The 14,641-nt window shown below is 41.3% G+C and carries 17 protein-coding genes; 9 read left to right on the top strand and 8 right to left on the bottom strand.

Annotated elements, in window-relative coordinates; translation table 11 throughout:
• Positions 1 to 777, top strand: coding sequence for an SDR family NAD(P)-dependent oxidoreductase (locus QRN39_RS09330; protein ID WP_137055009.1), 777 nt, complete (start codon positions 1 to 3; stop codon positions 775 to 777).
• Between the two features lie 67 nt (positions 778 to 844).
• On the opposite strand, the gene QRN39_RS09335 is transcribed toward QRN39_RS09330, so the two are convergent.
• Positions 845 to 2,173 (bottom strand): CoA-disulfide reductase, encoded by a 1,329-nt coding sequence (locus tag QRN39_RS09335; RefSeq protein WP_284907034.1) that lies wholly within the window; start codon positions 2,171 to 2,173, stop codon positions 845 to 847.
• 187 nt (positions 2,174 to 2,360) lie between these two features.
• On the opposite strand from QRN39_RS09335, the gene coaA reads away from it, so the two are divergent.
• Positions 2,361 to 3,320 carry a type I pantothenate kinase gene (gene coaA / locus QRN39_RS09340; protein ID WP_034620396.1) on the top strand — a complete coding sequence of 320 codons (960 nt, stop codon included), beginning with the start codon at positions 2,361 to 2,363 and terminating at the stop codon, positions 3,318 to 3,320.
• A 30-nt stretch (positions 3,321 to 3,350) separates the two neighbouring features.
• Here the strand turns inward: coaA and QRN39_RS09345 are convergent, their stop codons facing one another.
• The 4 genes from QRN39_RS09345 to QRN39_RS09360 form a co-directional block, all read right to left on the bottom strand.
• Positions 3,351 to 4,586, bottom strand: coding sequence for an MDR family MFS transporter (locus tag QRN39_RS09345; protein ID WP_003215590.1), 1,236 nt, complete (start codon positions 4,584 to 4,586; stop codon positions 3,351 to 3,353).
• A gap of 188 nt (positions 4,587 to 4,774) precedes the next feature.
• Entirely contained in the window at positions 4,775 to 5,119 is a 345-nt protein-coding gene (locus QRN39_RS09350) for a YolD-like family protein (protein ID WP_268458366.1), read from the bottom strand.
• 15 nt (positions 5,120 to 5,134) lie between these two features.
• A complete protein-coding gene (locus QRN39_RS09355) occupies positions 5,135 to 6,367 on the bottom strand; it encodes a DNA polymerase IV (protein ID WP_050943809.1) in 1,233 nt (410 codons plus the stop codon).
• Positions 6,368 to 6,518: 151 nt separating this feature from the next.
• Positions 6,519 to 6,968 carry a YfmQ family protein gene (locus QRN39_RS09360; RefSeq protein WP_050943810.1) on the bottom strand — a complete coding sequence of 150 codons (450 nt, stop codon included), beginning with the start codon at positions 6,966 to 6,968 and terminating at the stop codon, positions 6,519 to 6,521.
• Between the two features lie 276 nt (positions 6,969 to 7,244).
• On the opposite strand from QRN39_RS09360, the gene QRN39_RS09365 reads away from it, so the two are divergent.
• Both QRN39_RS09365 and QRN39_RS09370 read left to right on the top strand, forming a co-directional pair.
• Positions 7,245 to 7,724, top strand: coding sequence for a GNAT family N-acetyltransferase (locus tag QRN39_RS09365; protein WP_034620502.1), 480 nt, complete (start codon positions 7,245 to 7,247; stop codon positions 7,722 to 7,724).
• The gene (locus QRN39_RS09370) at positions 7,721 to 8,695 is read left to right on the top strand and encodes a GNAT family N-acetyltransferase (protein WP_284907045.1); all 975 of its coding nucleotides are present in this window, start codon (positions 7,721 to 7,723) and stop codon (positions 8,693 to 8,695) included. The genes QRN39_RS09365 and QRN39_RS09370 overlap by 4 nt, the downstream gene beginning before the upstream one ends.
• A gap of 17 nt (positions 8,696 to 8,712) precedes the next feature.
• Here QRN39_RS09370 and QRN39_RS09375 read toward each other — a convergent pair whose 3' ends face one another.
• Positions 8,713 to 9,420 carry an expansin EXLX1 family cellulose-binding protein gene (locus QRN39_RS09375; RefSeq protein WP_284907047.1) on the bottom strand — a complete coding sequence of 236 codons (708 nt, stop codon included), beginning with the start codon at positions 9,418 to 9,420 and terminating at the stop codon, positions 8,713 to 8,715.
• A gap of 212 nt (positions 9,421 to 9,632) precedes the next feature.
• Between QRN39_RS09375 and QRN39_RS09380 the strand changes: the two genes are divergently transcribed.
• The 3 genes from QRN39_RS09380 to QRN39_RS09390 all read left to right on the top strand — a co-directional run bounded on the left by QRN39_RS09380 (position 9,633) and on the right by QRN39_RS09390 (position 11,779).
• Positions 9,633 to 9,959 (top strand): iron-sulfur cluster biosynthesis family protein, encoded by a 327-nt coding sequence (locus tag QRN39_RS09380; protein WP_044141053.1) that lies wholly within the window; start codon positions 9,633 to 9,635, stop codon positions 9,957 to 9,959.
• A gap of 12 nt (positions 9,960 to 9,971) precedes the next feature.
• Positions 9,972 to 10,211: a YqkC family protein gene (locus QRN39_RS09385; protein ID WP_003215790.1), complete on the top strand. Its 240-nt coding sequence runs from the start codon at positions 9,972 to 9,974 to the stop codon at positions 10,209 to 10,211.
• Between the two features lie 305 nt (positions 10,212 to 10,516).
• Positions 10,517 to 11,779 (top strand): response regulator aspartate phosphatase, encoded by a 1,263-nt coding sequence (locus tag QRN39_RS09390; RefSeq protein ID WP_003215654.1) that lies wholly within the window; start codon positions 10,517 to 10,519, stop codon positions 11,777 to 11,779.
• 26 nt (positions 11,780 to 11,805) lie between these two features.
• Here QRN39_RS09390 and QRN39_RS09395 read toward each other — a convergent pair whose 3' ends face one another.
• On the bottom strand, positions 11,806 to 12,738 hold the full coding sequence (locus QRN39_RS09395; protein ID WP_284907053.1) for an alpha/beta hydrolase: 933 nt from the start codon (positions 12,736 to 12,738) through the stop codon (positions 11,806 to 11,808).
• Between the two features lie 125 nt (positions 12,739 to 12,863).
• On the opposite strand from QRN39_RS09395, the gene QRN39_RS09400 reads away from it, so the two are divergent.
• A complete protein-coding gene (locus QRN39_RS09400; protein ID WP_003215614.1) occupies positions 12,864 to 13,085 on the top strand; it encodes a YqkE family protein in 222 nt (73 codons plus the stop codon).
• A complete protein-coding gene (locus tag QRN39_RS09405; RefSeq protein ID WP_240792659.1) occupies positions 13,048 to 13,563 on the top strand; it encodes an antimicrobial peptide LCI in 516 nt (171 codons plus the stop codon). Before QRN39_RS09400 ends, QRN39_RS09405 begins: the two co-directional genes overlap by 38 nt.
• 80 nt (positions 13,564 to 13,643) lie before the next feature.
• On the opposite strand, the gene QRN39_RS09410 is transcribed toward QRN39_RS09405, so the two are convergent.
• Entirely contained in the window at positions 13,644 to 14,567 is a 924-nt protein-coding gene (locus QRN39_RS09410) for an aldo/keto reductase (RefSeq protein WP_034620399.1), read from the bottom strand.
• Between the last annotated feature and the right edge of the window lie 74 nt (positions 14,568 to 14,641).

Raw genomic sequence — 14,641 nt, forward strand, 5'->3', positions numbered from 1 at the left:
ATGGGGCGATTAACAGGAAAGAGAATATGGATTACTGGCGCATCTGGTGGCATTGGTGAAAAAATGGCGTATTTGGCAGCAGAAGAAGGCGCAGAGATCATGATTTCAGCAAGACGAATTGAAAAGCTGACGGGTGTAAAAGAAAAGATTATGAGTGCTGGCGGAGTGTGTCACATCGTGGAGCTAGATGTCAGTCACCTTGAGGACATTGATCGCGCATATGAAGAAGTGGGGGCTGTTGATATTTTGGTTAACAATGCCGGTTTCGGTGCGTTCGATCTCGTTGAAGATGCGTCCATTGAGGAAATGGTGTCGATGTTTGAAGTAAACGTGTTTGGTTTAATCGCTTGCACGAAAAAGGTCATTCCAGAGATGAAACAAAGAGGACATGGACATATTATCAATATTGCCTCTCAGGCAGGAAAGATTGCCACCCCGAAATCAGCCATTTATTCCGCATCCAAGCATGCCGTCCTTGGCTTTTCAAACAGCCTCAGAATGGAGCTGTCAGACATCGGCATTCACGTCACCACAGTGAATCCAGGCCCGATTGCCACTGACTTCTTTACCATCGCCGATCGCAGCGGTGAATATGTGAAGAATGTGGAATTCATGATGCTTAGTGCGGACAAGGTGGCTGGGAAGGTCGTATCCGCTATGATGACGAAAAAAAGAGAGATTAATCTGCCTGGATGGATGAACGCTGGCAGTAAATTGTATCAATTATTCCCATTTTTATTTGAAAAAGTAGCACGCAAAGCGATGATGAAAAAATAACAAAAAAGAAACCGGTTGTGAACTGGTTTCTTTTTTTTTGAAGTAAGCTGCCATTGTGACCGTCTTTTTATCTCCGCCTTGCTGCTTGCTGAAGCGGGTCCCACACACTGTTAAAAGGCGGTGCATAGCTAATATCTAAATCTTCAAGATCTGTCATGGTTAGCTGTTGGTAAAGAGCAGTTGCCATCACATCGATCCGTTTATCTACACCGTTTCTTCCGATGATTTGGGCACCGAGCAAGGTGTAGTCATCACTTCTGTAAATCAGTTTGATTTTCATTTTCTGCGCATCTGGATAATATCCAGCGTGATCCGTACTGTCAATGGTGATGGTGGAAAAAGGAATATCAGCTGCTTGTGCTTCCTTTTCAGATAAGCCCGTTCGTCCCGCTGTCATGCTCATAAATTTCATGACGGCAGTTCCAGTCACGCCTTGAAACGCCCGGTTTGTTCCCGTCATATGAAAACCAGCGATTCTTCCTTGTTTATTCGCCGTTGTACCGAGCGGAATATAATCGAGTGATTGTTTGATGCGGTGATAAGTGGCTGCGCAATCCCCGGCAGCATAGATGTCTTTTACATTGGTTTGCATGTATTCATTTACAACAATGGCGCCATTTGAAAGCCGTTTGATTTCTGTTTTGTCTAAAAAGGATGTTTGCGGGGTGACGCCGATGGCCATGATGACCATATCTGTTTTTATGGTTTGTTTGTCTGTTTGAACAGCTGTGACATGTGATTCGCCCTCTAATGTCTGCACGGTTTCCCCGAGTGTCACGTGAATGCCTTGGGCACCCGCCTCTTCTTTCAGGTGCTTTGCCATATCGGGGTCAAAGCCCGGACCAAGTGTTGAACCCCGCTGAATGATATGTACCTTTTTTCCCAGCGCTTTTAAATTTTCAGCCATCTCTAAGCCGATATATCCACCGCCAATGATCGTGACATGTGTGATATCTTGTTTTAAGTGGTCTAAAATGGACAGCGCATGCGGAATGGTTTTTAATACGTGTACGCCTTCTAGCGGCTGATTGTTTAAATCCAGTTTAACAGGGCTTGCTCCTGTCGCAATTAAGAGGCGGTCATAGCTTTCGGTAAAGGGTTCTTTTGTTTTCGTATGATGACCTGACACCGTTTTTTGCTTTGGATCAATGGAGGTCACTTCGTGTAAGCATCTAGCATCAATTCCGTATTTGTCGCGAAATGTTTCAGCGCTGCGTGCAATCAGCTTGTTGTGGTGATCAATGAGACCGCCGATCAAGTAGGGGAGGCCGCACTGTCCATATGAGAAAATCTCTCCTTTTTCAAAAGCGACAATATGTGCATCTGGATCCTCTCGATATATTTGCATAGCACAGCTCATTCCTGCTGCATCTCCGCCAATTATCACATATTTCATTTGGTGTGCTCCCTTCTATCTATCGAACTGAATACTCTTATTTACCCTCATTTTCCTTTTTTTAATGCTTTTTTTCGCAAAAGAAGCAAACTTTAGTGGAAAAATAAAGACAGCGCCTTCATTTTAAGCTACAATCGGATTATCGTCTTTTTGGTTACGAGTTTAGTGAAGATTGGTGGGAAAGACTTTGAGTGACACGCGACTAGATTTTAATACTTTATATACACGTCATACAAGAGAGGCTTGGTCTGCTCTTGGAGAATATATGCCGGTATCTGTTTCAGAAGAGGAAGCAAGAGCACTTCAAGGATTAAATGACTATTTATCGCTTGAAGAAGTTCAGGATATTTACATACCACTTATTCGTTTTCTGACATTGCATGTCTTTGCAGAAAAACAAAAAAATCAGCATGTGAATGCCTTTTTAAACTACCCGCATCATGCGAAAATTCCTTTTCTCATTGGGATTGCTGGAAGTGTGGCTGTCGGGAAAAGCACAACGGCCCGTATCATCGAAACGCTTTTATCGAGGCTTGGAGATGGACTGAAAGTGAGTCTTGTGACAACAGATGGCTTTTTGTATCCTCAAAAAGAATTAAAGGATCGAGGACTCATGGAAAAGAAAGGCTTCCCAGAAAGCTACGATGTCAAAGCCTTGTTGTCTTTTTTAAACGAATTAAAATCAGGGAAACAAACTGTGCATGCCCCGGTATATTCGCATCTGACCTATGACCGGCTTGATGGTGTGTATGAAACGGTGGAGGATGCCGATATTGTTATTATTGAAGGAATCAATGTGCTGCAATCCCCAGCGCTGGATGATCTGAAGGATGAACCGCGTGTGTTTGTATCAGATTTCTTTGATTTTTCGATTTATGTAGATGCTGCGGAAACGCAAATTCAATCATGGTATAAAGAACGGTTCCGTTTGCTGAGGGAAACAGCTTTCCAAGATCCTGAATCCTTCTTTCATCAATACAAAGATTTGACGGATGAAGAGGCAGATCACATGGCAAGCACAATTTGGAATACCGTCAATCGCCCTAATTTATATCAAAATATTTTACCGACAAAATATCGAGCTGATCTCATTTTGAAAAAAGGTGATCAGCATAAGGTGGAAGAGATTGCTATCCGCCGAGTATAAAGAAAAACCGCTCAAACGTGAGCGGTTTTTTTAATGATCTCCACTGACTTTCACAGCGATGGCAGCTGCGGATCGCTTTTTCAGGCGGTAGTATCCAATGAGTAGGAACGGAACACCTGCGATGGTGATGATCGACAAGACTGAAAAAATGGAGAAGGGATGGGCTGCGCCAAAATAGTCAATGCATAGTCCGCCGACAAATGGTCCGATGACGCTGCCGAGCTGAGAAAATCCCATCGCGCCAAAGTACGACCCCTTTACTTCTGGCTTTGCCACATTGTCTACAAATAGATCCATCATCGCAAACAGCAGAACCTCCCCAATTGTAAACACGACAATGATGAAAGCAAGCATGCCGAGACTCTGTGAAAAAGCAATGGCAAACAAACTGCCCGCAAGAAGAATATTCCCAGTGGTGAGCGACAAAATGGTGGAGTAGCGTTTGGCGATCATGATGAGCGGATATTGTACGACAATGACAACAACTGCATTTAAAGATAAAAGGTATCCAAACAGTTTCGGACCATCCTCAATCATAGGCGAAGCGGATAAATATTGAGGCAGCGTTGAGCTCAAATGCGAATACCCGAACGAACATAAGGTAACGCCGATGAGGATAATGCTAAAGACCGTATCTTTTTGGATAATGGAAAGGGCTTTTTTGACCCCAATTTGTTTCGTGTTTTCTGGAGCAGCAACTGGATGTTTCTGAAATTGCCAAGCCAGCGTTAATCCGTATAACAAATAAATGAAGGCAGCGACGAGAAATGGAAAGGTTGTTTTCGATGACCCGAGATATAAGCCAAGCAGCGGACCGAAGATGACCCCTATGTTAATGGCTGTATATCGTAAATTAAACACAAACAACCGAATACTTGACGGGGTGACATCAGATAAGAGCGCTTTAGATGTTGGTTCAAACAGTGCCCGGCACAGTCCGTTTAAAGCGTTCATGATAAAGAAGACCCAAATGGCATCTGCAAATGCAAAGCCAACAAAGACAAGTGTCCAACCGAAGATTGATAGAAGCATGACCTTTTTTCTTCCGATACGATCAGAAATATATCCACCGTAAAAACTCGCAACGATCCCAATCAGAGAGCTAACGGCAATGATTAATCCAGCAGAAGAAGCTGAGGCGCCTTTGACTTGTGTTAAATAAACGGCCAAAAAAGGAATGCTCATGGACGTCGCCATTCGGCCAAATATGGTGCCGATGATGATCGTCCAACTAAGCGGATGTAGCGTACGTAAGTTATTTTTCATGCTGTTTCTCCCCTGAGTTTGTAAGATGTTCCAATCATACATGAAAAATTGTGCAAATTAAATACACAATTTGATGGAGGGGACATCCGCCATATGGCAGAGGAGTTTGATTGGCTCGTATTTGGAGACGCGTGCTTTTTTCTGCCGGTGCTTTTATGCCACTGATTCGCGCGGTCATTTGACCCCATTTAATCAAGGTCGATCGCGACGATTTGCTGCAAGGACAGGTTGAGAACATCTTCATCATTGACGATTTTTATGCGCTGCGTTTCATAATGAATGACTTTGACCCAGCCCCAAAACTGCTCTTTTCTACCTGCTGCGGCATATGTCACGCAAATCGCTTGATCCTCAGTAATCGACTGTGTGATCAAAAAATTCATTTCTTCCAGTTGATCGGTGCTCAGCGGGGGAGGGGTGTATTTTTTTTTCTGCCGTTTTTGAGCAAGCAGCTGCTCCCGGTGCTCTGGAAGCATCATTCGGCTTGATTCCCACATGAGGTTGTATCCAGGTGTTAATTTATTGGGATTCATGGCTGTTCGCCTCCGTTATTTGTAATGTCCGCCAATTTTTTCGGCGCGGTGATACGCCTGCCCTGCGCTTGTCAGTGACGAAGCGTGCAGCAGGGCAGCAGGTCCATACTTTATGTGGATCGCATCAAATACTTTGCTGAGTTTGTCTTTTTGAACATGATGATCAAATAAAGTTAGCTGATACTGGCTGTCAGACTGCAGCTGTGAGAGAGTAATACCGACACTGCGAATGGGCTGACCATCCCAGTGCTGCTGGCATAGCTGAATGGCTGCCTCTGCAATATCTGTCCCGTACTGTGTAGGTGAATGAAGCTTGATTTGTCTATGAAATCCGGTCGGGTGAGAAAAATCAGCGCCTCTCACGCCAACAGACACTGTTTGCCCAAGATAATGCTTAAAGCGTGCACGTCTTGCCACCTCTTCGCTCAATTCAAGAAGAGCGACTTTGATATCCTCAAAAGACGCATAATCATGGGGGAGAGTCATGTGATGTCCCACCGCTTTTTGCTCATTATGTGTGTGAACGGTGACCGGAGAGGGATCATGCCCTAAAGCTGTTCGCTGCAAAAGCTCTCCGTTGATTCCCCAGCGTTTTTTAAGCCGGTCTAACGGATAAGCAGCAAGCGTCCCAATGGTACTGATACCCATTCGTTTTAAATGGCGCTCCATTCGTTTACCAACGCCAAATAATTTTCCAATCGGAAGCGGCCATAAATCAGCCGCAACACTGTCTGCGCGAAGTTCATAGATGCCAGATGTGTTTTTTTTAGCAAAATGGTCACAGGCCATTTTAGCGAGCACTTTATTAGGACCGATGCCAACACGTGCGTAAATACCCGTCTGGTTCATAATGGTTGTTTGTATATTTTGAGCGATCTCACGGGGAGAACCGAGTAGTGTCAGGCTGCCTGTAATATCGAGAAATTGTTCATCAATTGAATATGGTTCGACAAGATCTGTGTATTGTTCAAGCAGCTCTGTGATCATGACAGAGATATCAAGATAGCGCTGCATACGAGGGCGTACGACGACAGCTTCAGGGCATTTCTCCTGTGCTTCCCATAATCTGGATGCATTTTGGACGCCCCGTTTTTTAGCGAGCGGGCAGGCGGCAAGTACGACTCCGCTCCGCCGCTCAGGATCTCCAGAGACGATGAGCGGCACATCCTTCAAGTGGGGAGCCTCCACTTTTTCGACTGACGCATAAAACGATTGCATATCCACAAGCAGAATGGCTCGTTCATTCATTATTTTCACCTCTTAGAACGTATGTTCTGTTTCTATTTTAACCGTCAGGAGGCGAAATTGATACTGGTAAATCATTCAAAGAAAAGAGTATAAATCCATACAAAAAAAAGACGAAGTGGAAGACACTTCGTCTCATTTGATGCAATATATTTTAAGCATGTGCCAAGTTGTGGGATGTTTGGAGCGGCTCAGAACGCAAACGATAGGCCATCAGTTTTTTCTTAGGCTTATGTGTAAACTGCCGCACCACATCCACGTGGTCATCGTAATGATACAGATAAAGGGTCACATCATGCTTGCCAAGCTTTGTTTGCATGGTAAGAGGCGCCGGCCCTTCCTGCGGATGAAGAAAGCGCTCTTCATCACCAGGATAAATATAATAGCGTTCAATAAAGATCGCATCATTAAAATGTTGAATAATTTCAGATGTTTGTTGATCATTGAGCGGACGATCTTCAAACATGATCGTTGTTTGATCACTTGTTACTTTTGCATGCACTGCATAACGACTAAAAAGGCGTTCCACAACACCAGAAGGCAGCGAAGTGACAAGAAGCTTTAAAAGACTAAACACAACAAGTGAAGTAACAATCCAAACCAATATCATCATCTCCAATAAACATTTGTTACATTTCCTATATGAACCATCTTAACATACCAAAAGAATGAAACTTTCGCACAAAAAGTGAACTTTTTGAAATAAGTGTGAAGATTTACAAGGAGATGACGGCGAAAGAACGAAATCAACAAAGCTGAAAGGAAAAAGGCTGCCACGTAATCTTTACAAACAATTAATCGGACAGGTAGACTATTGAAACAACAGTTTTTTGTAAAAAAAGAGAGCGGTAAGCCAAAAATGAAAAGGGGCGAGGTCATCATGATACGTCAAGTGAAGCCGTCAGATTTTTACGCCGTCACATCCGTCATCCAAAGCTGGTGGGGAGGTAAAGATTTGCGCGCAACATTGCCGAAGCTATTTTTTGAACATTTTCAGCAAACAAGTTTTGTCGTCGTTGAAAAAGGTGAACTGATTGGCTTTTTAGTCGGTTTTTTATCGCAATCTCGTTCAGATGAAGCGTATATTCACTTTGTTGGGGTACATCCAGATCACCGGAAATTAAAGATCGGAAAAATGCTGTATCAAGCCTTTTATGATGTGGCAAAACAGGAAGGAAGAACAACCATTAAAGTGGTAACAGCACCTGTAAATAAAGTATCAATTGCCTATCATGCAAAATTGGGCTTTCAAATTGAAAAAGGGGATAAAACTGTAGAAGGAATCTCCGTGTTTTCAGAATATGAAGGAATAAATGAAGACCGTGTTTTATTTGTGAAAAAGTTAGAGGCGATGTCATGATTGTCAATTTAGATCAAACAATAGGAGATGTAGCAAAGCAGATCTTACATATTCAACTAGCTGCATACCAACAAGAAGCTGAACAAATTGGCTATGCCGATCTTCCGCCATTAAAAGAGACCTTTCAAGATGTAATGAAAGCAAAAGAGCAATTTATTGGTTTTGAGCAAAAGGGAATCTTACTAGGTGTTGCCTCTTATGAAGAGCAGAAAGATTATTTGATCATTAGTCGATTGGCTGTGCATCCCAAAGCGCTAAAGCAGGGTATTGGAACAAGACTTATGTCTACAATTATGGAGAAAAATGTCCCTATAGAACTGACCACTGGGCAAAAAAACACCCCTGCAAAAAGGCTATACGAAAAGTTAGGATTTGTTGAAACAAATGTGATTCATGTTGCAAAAGAGCTCACCTTATCAAAAATGAAATGGACACCGAGGCGAAAGGTTGAGGTTGTCGAATTCAAAAAAGAATGGCATGAAGAATTCCATCAAGAAAAGCAGCGACTCAAGCAAATCATTCAAAAGAGCTGGATAGAAGGACATCATATTGGTAGTACGTCAGTTGAAGGACTTGTTGCCAAACCCATTATTGATATCTTAATAGAAGTAAGTCATATAAAAGAGATCGATAGAAAAAGAGAGAGCTTTGAACATCTTGGATATCAAGCGCTCGGTGAAAATGGCATAAAAGGGAGACGTTTTTTTCAAAAGGGTGGCTTGAATCGTACGCATCATGTCCATATTTATGAGAGAAATCATCCTGATGTGAAAAGGCATTTATTGTTTCGAGATTACTTAAGGGCCCATCCAGAACGAGCTGTAGCGTATGCGTCTGTCAAGGAACAATTAGCAAATCAGTATCGGGAAGATATACAAAGCTATATGGCAGGAAAGAATGAAATCATAAAAGTAATAGAAAATGAGGCATATCGCTGGGATAGAGAAGGAGGAGAGGAAGCTCTTAAATAAGCTACCTCTTTTCCTCGTTAATTAGGAAGCTGAACATTGCCTTTTACAGTATAGGCCTGTGAAGCAGCAGTAGATGGAAGAGCGGGTAATTTATCCTTTACGATGACCCCACGGATATCTGTGATTCGAACAGGAAGAGATTTAGACCCCATATTAAATCCAAGGAAATGGTTGTAGTCTGTCTTTTCCATGTTCACCCATTGTCCATCTTTGTAATATTCCATTTTCATAATCGGATATTTATGATTGCGCACTTGAATCGCAGCCCACCACTTACTGCTACCTTCTTTTATTCTGTAAACTACATTTCCGCTAATCGGTGCTTTTATAATTTTCCAACTAATTGGGATTTTCCCATCTACCATATTGCCGATTTTGGCAAAGGCATTATGAGAAAGATCAAGAGCTCCTTTCGCTCCTTCTGGATATTTATCGGTTACATACACAACGGTTTTTCCTTTTGGACCCTTTACTTCAAGGTAAGCCCCTGCAAGTGCCGCATTTATCCCTTTATAGTTATAGTCATGGGGATTTAAAGCCGTAATTTTCATGTCAGATGGAATAGGATCTAATAATGCGGCGCCCCCTGAGTAACCAGATCCCGTATAAGTCGCATAGCTTTCTCGTACTTCATCAAGGACAGATGCCGCTTTCATGTTTGGCACAGCGAAACTCAACATCAATATCAGTGCCCCGATGAAGCAGAGAGATAATCTTTTTTTCACGATCTAAAACCTCCTGTTTATTCTTTTAAAATTGGTAGCGTCATAAGTATAATTCTAAAAAACAAGAAGCAAAAAGAGCCAATAGATAGATATAATCATAGTGAGAAGAGCGTGTATTTCAAAGAATATGACTTTCGGATTTAGTCGTGTGTCATGTTTTATGGTGTTTTATGTGTTACAATGTAAGCATCAATTTAAAAAGGATGTTCGCCATGTATATTCACATCACAGAACAGGCTAAAACATATATAGAAAAACAGCAAACAGGAAACGAAACTAAGGAATTACTGCTTCGCTACGATTCAGAAGGTTGTGGCTGTGCAGTGAGTGGCGTACCAATGCTTTGGTTAACAAGTGAAAGAACAGGTGAATGGGAACAACTTAATAATAGTCAACATTTAAAACTATATATACACATTGCACAGAAGGTATTTTTTGATGAGGAAATGACCATCGATTTTAATGAAAAAGCCAATACATTGATGCTGAAAAGTCCTCAGCAAATACTCAGTCCAAGAATGGGCATACTTGTAAAGTAAGGTGGAAACGTAGTGGATCAGAAGCTTAGAGTGATACAAAACACGGCACAAAATAAAACATGGGTGTCGTTTTTAAATAACAATCATCCCTATACCCTTTTGCACTGGTCAATAGGTGGAATGGATTCGGTGAAAAAGGATGTATGGCTTCTTCAGGATGAAGTCACATTTGAAACGGAAGAATTCCCAACGCTCGAATTAGCTGTCAATTGGATCAAAGAGAATATGGAACAGGTAACAGATGTATTATAAAAGCCCTTTTTGACAAAAGGGTTTTTTCGTGCCGTCATCATCTCATTAAACAACTGGGAACGTCTAATCTGAAAAATGATCTTTTGCAACGCAAAAAAAACTGTTTTATAACAACCAATTCGACAAAATGAGAAAAATAGACATGAAAAAATCGTGGATTTAAATGCCGAAAAATAGGCAATGGAAGCGGTTATTGCGGGATACCGAAAACTTTGCGAAAAATGACATTTCATATTTCTTCCATTCGAGGAAATATGATAGAATACAACATGTATCGTATATGAGAAGGGAGGTGCTAAAGTGAATTGAAGCTCAAGCTGTCATCGCCTCAGGTTGGAATTAAAATAAACGAATGGTATAGGCAGATTTGCGGATTTCATGTCATGAAAGCAGAGAAGCTGAAGGCCGAGATCGAGCAGGAAATTCTGGAGATGGAGCAAGATCAAAACTTGTTGCTGTTTTACCAGCTGATGGATTTTCGCCATAAGGTGATGCTTGAATATTTTGAACCGGCAAAGAAAGCCTCAAATGATGAAGAAATTAAAAACCTGCTAGAAACGATCGAACATTCGCAAACGAAATTAACGGACATGCTTGAATACTATGTTCATTTTTTCACAGGAATGTTTGAGTTTGAACAGCAAAACTATTTAAGTGCCATTGCCTATTACCGTTCAGCAGAAAAAAAGCTCAATCTCATATCAGATGATATAGAAAGAGCAGAATTTTACTTTAAATTAGCTGAAATATACTACCACATGAAACAAACCCACTTTTCGATGCACTATGCCTTGCAAGCGTTAAATACGTACTCTGCCTACAGAACGTACACGCTGAGAATCATCCACTGTGAATTTGTCATCGGTGCAAACTATGATGATTTGAAATGCTATGAACATGCATTGCCCTACTTTAAAAATGCTCTAAATCGAGCACGATCGATTGGAAACCCTCGAGTCATAGGTTCGGCCCTTTTCAACTTAGGTAACTGTTATTACCAAATGAACGATCTTGCGGAAGCAAGCCGTTATCTGAAAGACTCTCTTGAAGTGTTTGAAAAGGAGAATTTAACCCATCTTAATCGCTCTCTAGACCCACTATTTATGCTCACCCAAATCCTGTTTAAACAAAAACAAATAGAAGAGTCGTTAACCCTCTATCAAAAAGGTATTATGAAAGCCTGTGAATTAGAAGATGAAATTTACATCTGCAAATTTCAGTTCTTAAAAGCATTATACGTTGATGCAGAAATAACGATCATAGACGATACATTAGACCTGCTCGAGGACAAGCGCTTATACCCAGACATTGAGGAATTGGCACTTGATGCGGCTCATTATTACAATGAGCTTGGACTGTATGAAGCATCGACACGGTTTTACGAACGGAAGATTCAAGCCATATCAAAAATTCAAAATGGGGGTCATTTATATGAAAACGAGTTTGATAGTTCTTTTATTGGCAGCAACTGCAGGATTATCGGTCATGAGTCAGCAGCAATCGGAAGAGAGTCATATGGAACTGGCGGGCAGACACCATACAACAGTAGTGACTATCGCATAAGTTAGCTCAAAAAGAGGAGACGAACCACTGTTCATTCTCCTCTTTTATCTTCATTTGATTCAAATGGTTGAAGGAATACTTGAACTTCTTGTTCGTAAGCTTCTTTATTTTCACTAAAAGACATCGCGTGTGCCCCGTGCGGCGCTATAAATAGTTGTTTATCACCTTTTTTTCGAGCATATAGCTGCTGACTCTGCTCGCATGGAATATAGTCATCATGAAGACTATGGATAAAAAGCACAGGTTCTCTCACCTGATCGATCACATCCAGCGGTGACACTTGCCGAATGCTGTATCCATCCCGCCATTTTAACACTTGATCACTTAGTGGAAGAATCCATTGACCTGAAAGACGAAAATCTGTTTTTAATCGATAGAGAAGCTGATCCTCAAAAGAAGCAAAAGGACAGTCAGCTATGTAAAAATTGGCGCTTGCTTCCGGCTTTGCGGCATATAACAAAGTCGTGACTGCCCCCATAGATTCTCCATGTATACCGATAATGGCATTTTCCCCAAGTTTTTGTCTAAGCCACTTCACGACCTTCGCTAAATCTTCTTTTTCGTAGTATCCATAACTCGTGGTTTTCCCGCCACTCATTCCATGTCGTCTATGATCATAAAGCATCACATTCCATCCAAGCTTTTGGAATAATTTCATATACTTAACGGAATTTATTAAACTGACTGTGACGCCATGACAAAGTACAATGGTGCGTGTTGTATGAGAATGCGGATGCGGCACAAAATAGCCATGAAGCTCATAACCAAATGCTGAAGGAATACACACTTTCTCTTTGTTAAGCTGTTGAAACTCTTCATGATGATAATGCTCTTCATCTGATTCTCGTTTGATGAGCTCTTCATCTGTTAATTTTCGAATATACATCATTTTGTTGGTGAAAAAAATGCCAATTGCAACGAGCGGACATAATATGAAGGCAAGTATAGCGATCCATTTTTTCATCTAGCTGATTCTTCCTTTCCGAGGTTTTTCCTATGACGATCATACCACATGTTGGGAGATTGGCGTGACTCTTGCTCAGGAAATAAAACGGATGATACACTTAGAGGCAAAAGGAGAGAGGCACAATGAAAAAGAACAATGATCAAGCGAAATTAAAGGACGGCATAAACGAAAATCTCAAACAGCAGCTTCTTCAAATGAAGCAGAATCTGGCCGCCGAGACAGAAAAAAGAGAAGAACAAAAACGACAAGACCTCCTTCGGCAGCAGAAAGAAAAAGAAAAAAACAAAAGCTTCTCCGAGCTGCTAGATGAAAGTCATTTGGACTGGAGAAAATATAAAAGCTAAAAAAGGGAGCACTGATGCTTCTTTTTTTATGTCATCATTGAGGTTGATCAACACGCAAGTGCTTCCGGTTCCTTCGATTCCTCCTTCATTTAAATCCCTTTTTATAACAAATATAGTATTTAAGACCCTTTTGATAGAAGGTCGTACTACTTATAATGAAGGTGTATTACAATATTTGGGAACGGAGATGATTTACATGAAAATGAGAAAAACAATGGCTGGAGTCGCTTTATCTTTAGGATTGCTTTTACCTGTTTCGGGACAAGCTCTTGCTACAAATGATTTAACGAATGCAGATTTGCGTACAAAGGCTACTTCAATTGTAGATTGTTCTGTAACTCCTTTTAAAGGCGCAAGTAATCGATTATGTATGTATTCGGATAATGGTTCTTTTGCAAATAGTTTCAGTCGTTTTGGTACGACATTTTATCTTAAAGGCAAATCTGGAAATTATGCATATTACGAAAGTGCAAGATAAGACAACGGGGCCTTTAGCCCCTCCTTGCTTTTGCCTGTCGAATATGAAAAAGAGATCACATCAGATGATCTCTTTTTATCTCATTTAAACCGGTGCGCCTCGTACACAGATGGTTTTGTATAGTAAGTCAATGCTTTTACTTCTTGGTCACTTAAAGAACGTGCATTGGCCGCTGCCGCATTTTCTTTTAATTGTTCCACCGAGCTTGCGCCAAATACAACGGAACTGACCGCAGAATGCTGAAGCAAATATTGAATGGAGAGCTCTGTGAGTGATAGGTCATAAGCGACTTTCTTTAAAGAAGGAATGATCTGCTGTAGCTCGTCAAATGAATATTGAAGATATCCGTTTTTTTGAATCGCTGCACTTGCTTGTGAAAGTGGTTTTTCGGTTAAAAGCCCTTTTGCTAAAGGTCCTCTTGCCACAACACTAATGCCTTGTTCTTCAAGAAGAGAGAACCATTCCTCTGGACGGCGGTCGAGTAAACTATATTGCATCATGACGCTGACGATGTTTGATTTTTTGGCGTATTCTTTAATGACGTTTGGACGGATAGAAGAGATGCCATAATAGCGAATAACGCCTTCTTCCACTAATTCTTCAAAAGCCTCAATCGTCTCATCGATAGGGTCATCGATCGTGCCTCCGTGCAGTTGGTATAAATCAATATAATCTGTTTGCAGCCGCTTGAGGCTTTGTTTTACGGCTTCTTTTATGTATGCCTTTGAAGGGTCCCAGTCCCAGCCAGATTTGCCTTTTTCAAAGCGGTTGCCGCCTTTTGTGGCCAAAATTAAATCTTGCCGCCTGTTTTTAATCGCTTCCCCGACAATTTCCTCATTTGTCCCAAAATCATATAAATCGGCTGTATCCAAATAATTAATTCCAAGATCAATGGCTTCATCTAATAAAGAGAGCGCTTTTCCTTTTTCTGTTCCTAGGGACATACATCCTAGAGCCGCTTCGCTCACCAAAAGATCCGTTGTACCAATTCGTCTTTTTTTCAATTCCATCACACTCCTATTCCTTCACATTAAGTGAAAAAAATCTGGAATTCAAGCTAGGTGACTTCAAGTGGCGC

It is taken from the genome of Bacillus sp. lyk4-R2A-2, assembly GCF_030209735.1.
GTDB lineage: Bacteria > Bacillota > Bacilli > Bacillales > Bacillaceae > Bacillus > Bacillus pumilus.

Coding starts and splice junctions, on each gene's coding strand:
- QRN39_RS09355 (WP_050943809.1), bottom strand. CDS start 6,367: ATGAATGAACGAGCCATTCTGCTTGTGGATATGCAATCGTTTTATGCG.
- QRN39_RS09345 (WP_003215590.1), bottom strand. CDS start 4,586: ATGAAAAATAACTTACGTACGCTACATCCGCTTAGTTGGACGATCATC.
- QRN39_RS09370 (WP_284907045.1), top strand. CDS start 7,721: ATGATTGTCAATTTAGATCAAACAATAGGAGATGTAGCAAAGCAGATC.
- QRN39_RS09405 (WP_240792659.1), top strand. CDS start 13,048: ATGAAAGTCATTTGGACTGGAGAAAATATAAAAGCTAAAAAAGGGAGC.
- QRN39_RS09330 (WP_137055009.1), top strand. CDS start 1: ATGGGGCGATTAACAGGAAAGAGAATATGGATTACTGGCGCATCTGGT.
- QRN39_RS09350 (WP_268458366.1), bottom strand. CDS start 5,119: ATGAATCCCAATAAATTAACACCTGGATACAACCTCATGTGGGAATCA.
- QRN39_RS09365 (WP_034620502.1), top strand. CDS start 7,245: ATGATACGTCAAGTGAAGCCGTCAGATTTTTACGCCGTCACATCCGTC.
- QRN39_RS09400 (WP_003215614.1), top strand. CDS start 12,864: ATGAAAAAGAACAATGATCAAGCGAAATTAAAGGACGGCATAAACGAA.
- QRN39_RS09380 (WP_044141053.1), top strand. CDS start 9,633: ATGTATATTCACATCACAGAACAGGCTAAAACATATATAGAAAAACAG.
- QRN39_RS09395 (WP_284907053.1), bottom strand. CDS start 12,738: ATGAAAAAATGGATCGCTATACTTGCCTTCATATTATGTCCGCTCGTT.
- QRN39_RS09335 (WP_284907034.1), bottom strand. CDS start 2,173: ATGAAATATGTGATAATTGGCGGAGATGCAGCAGGAATGAGCTGTGCT.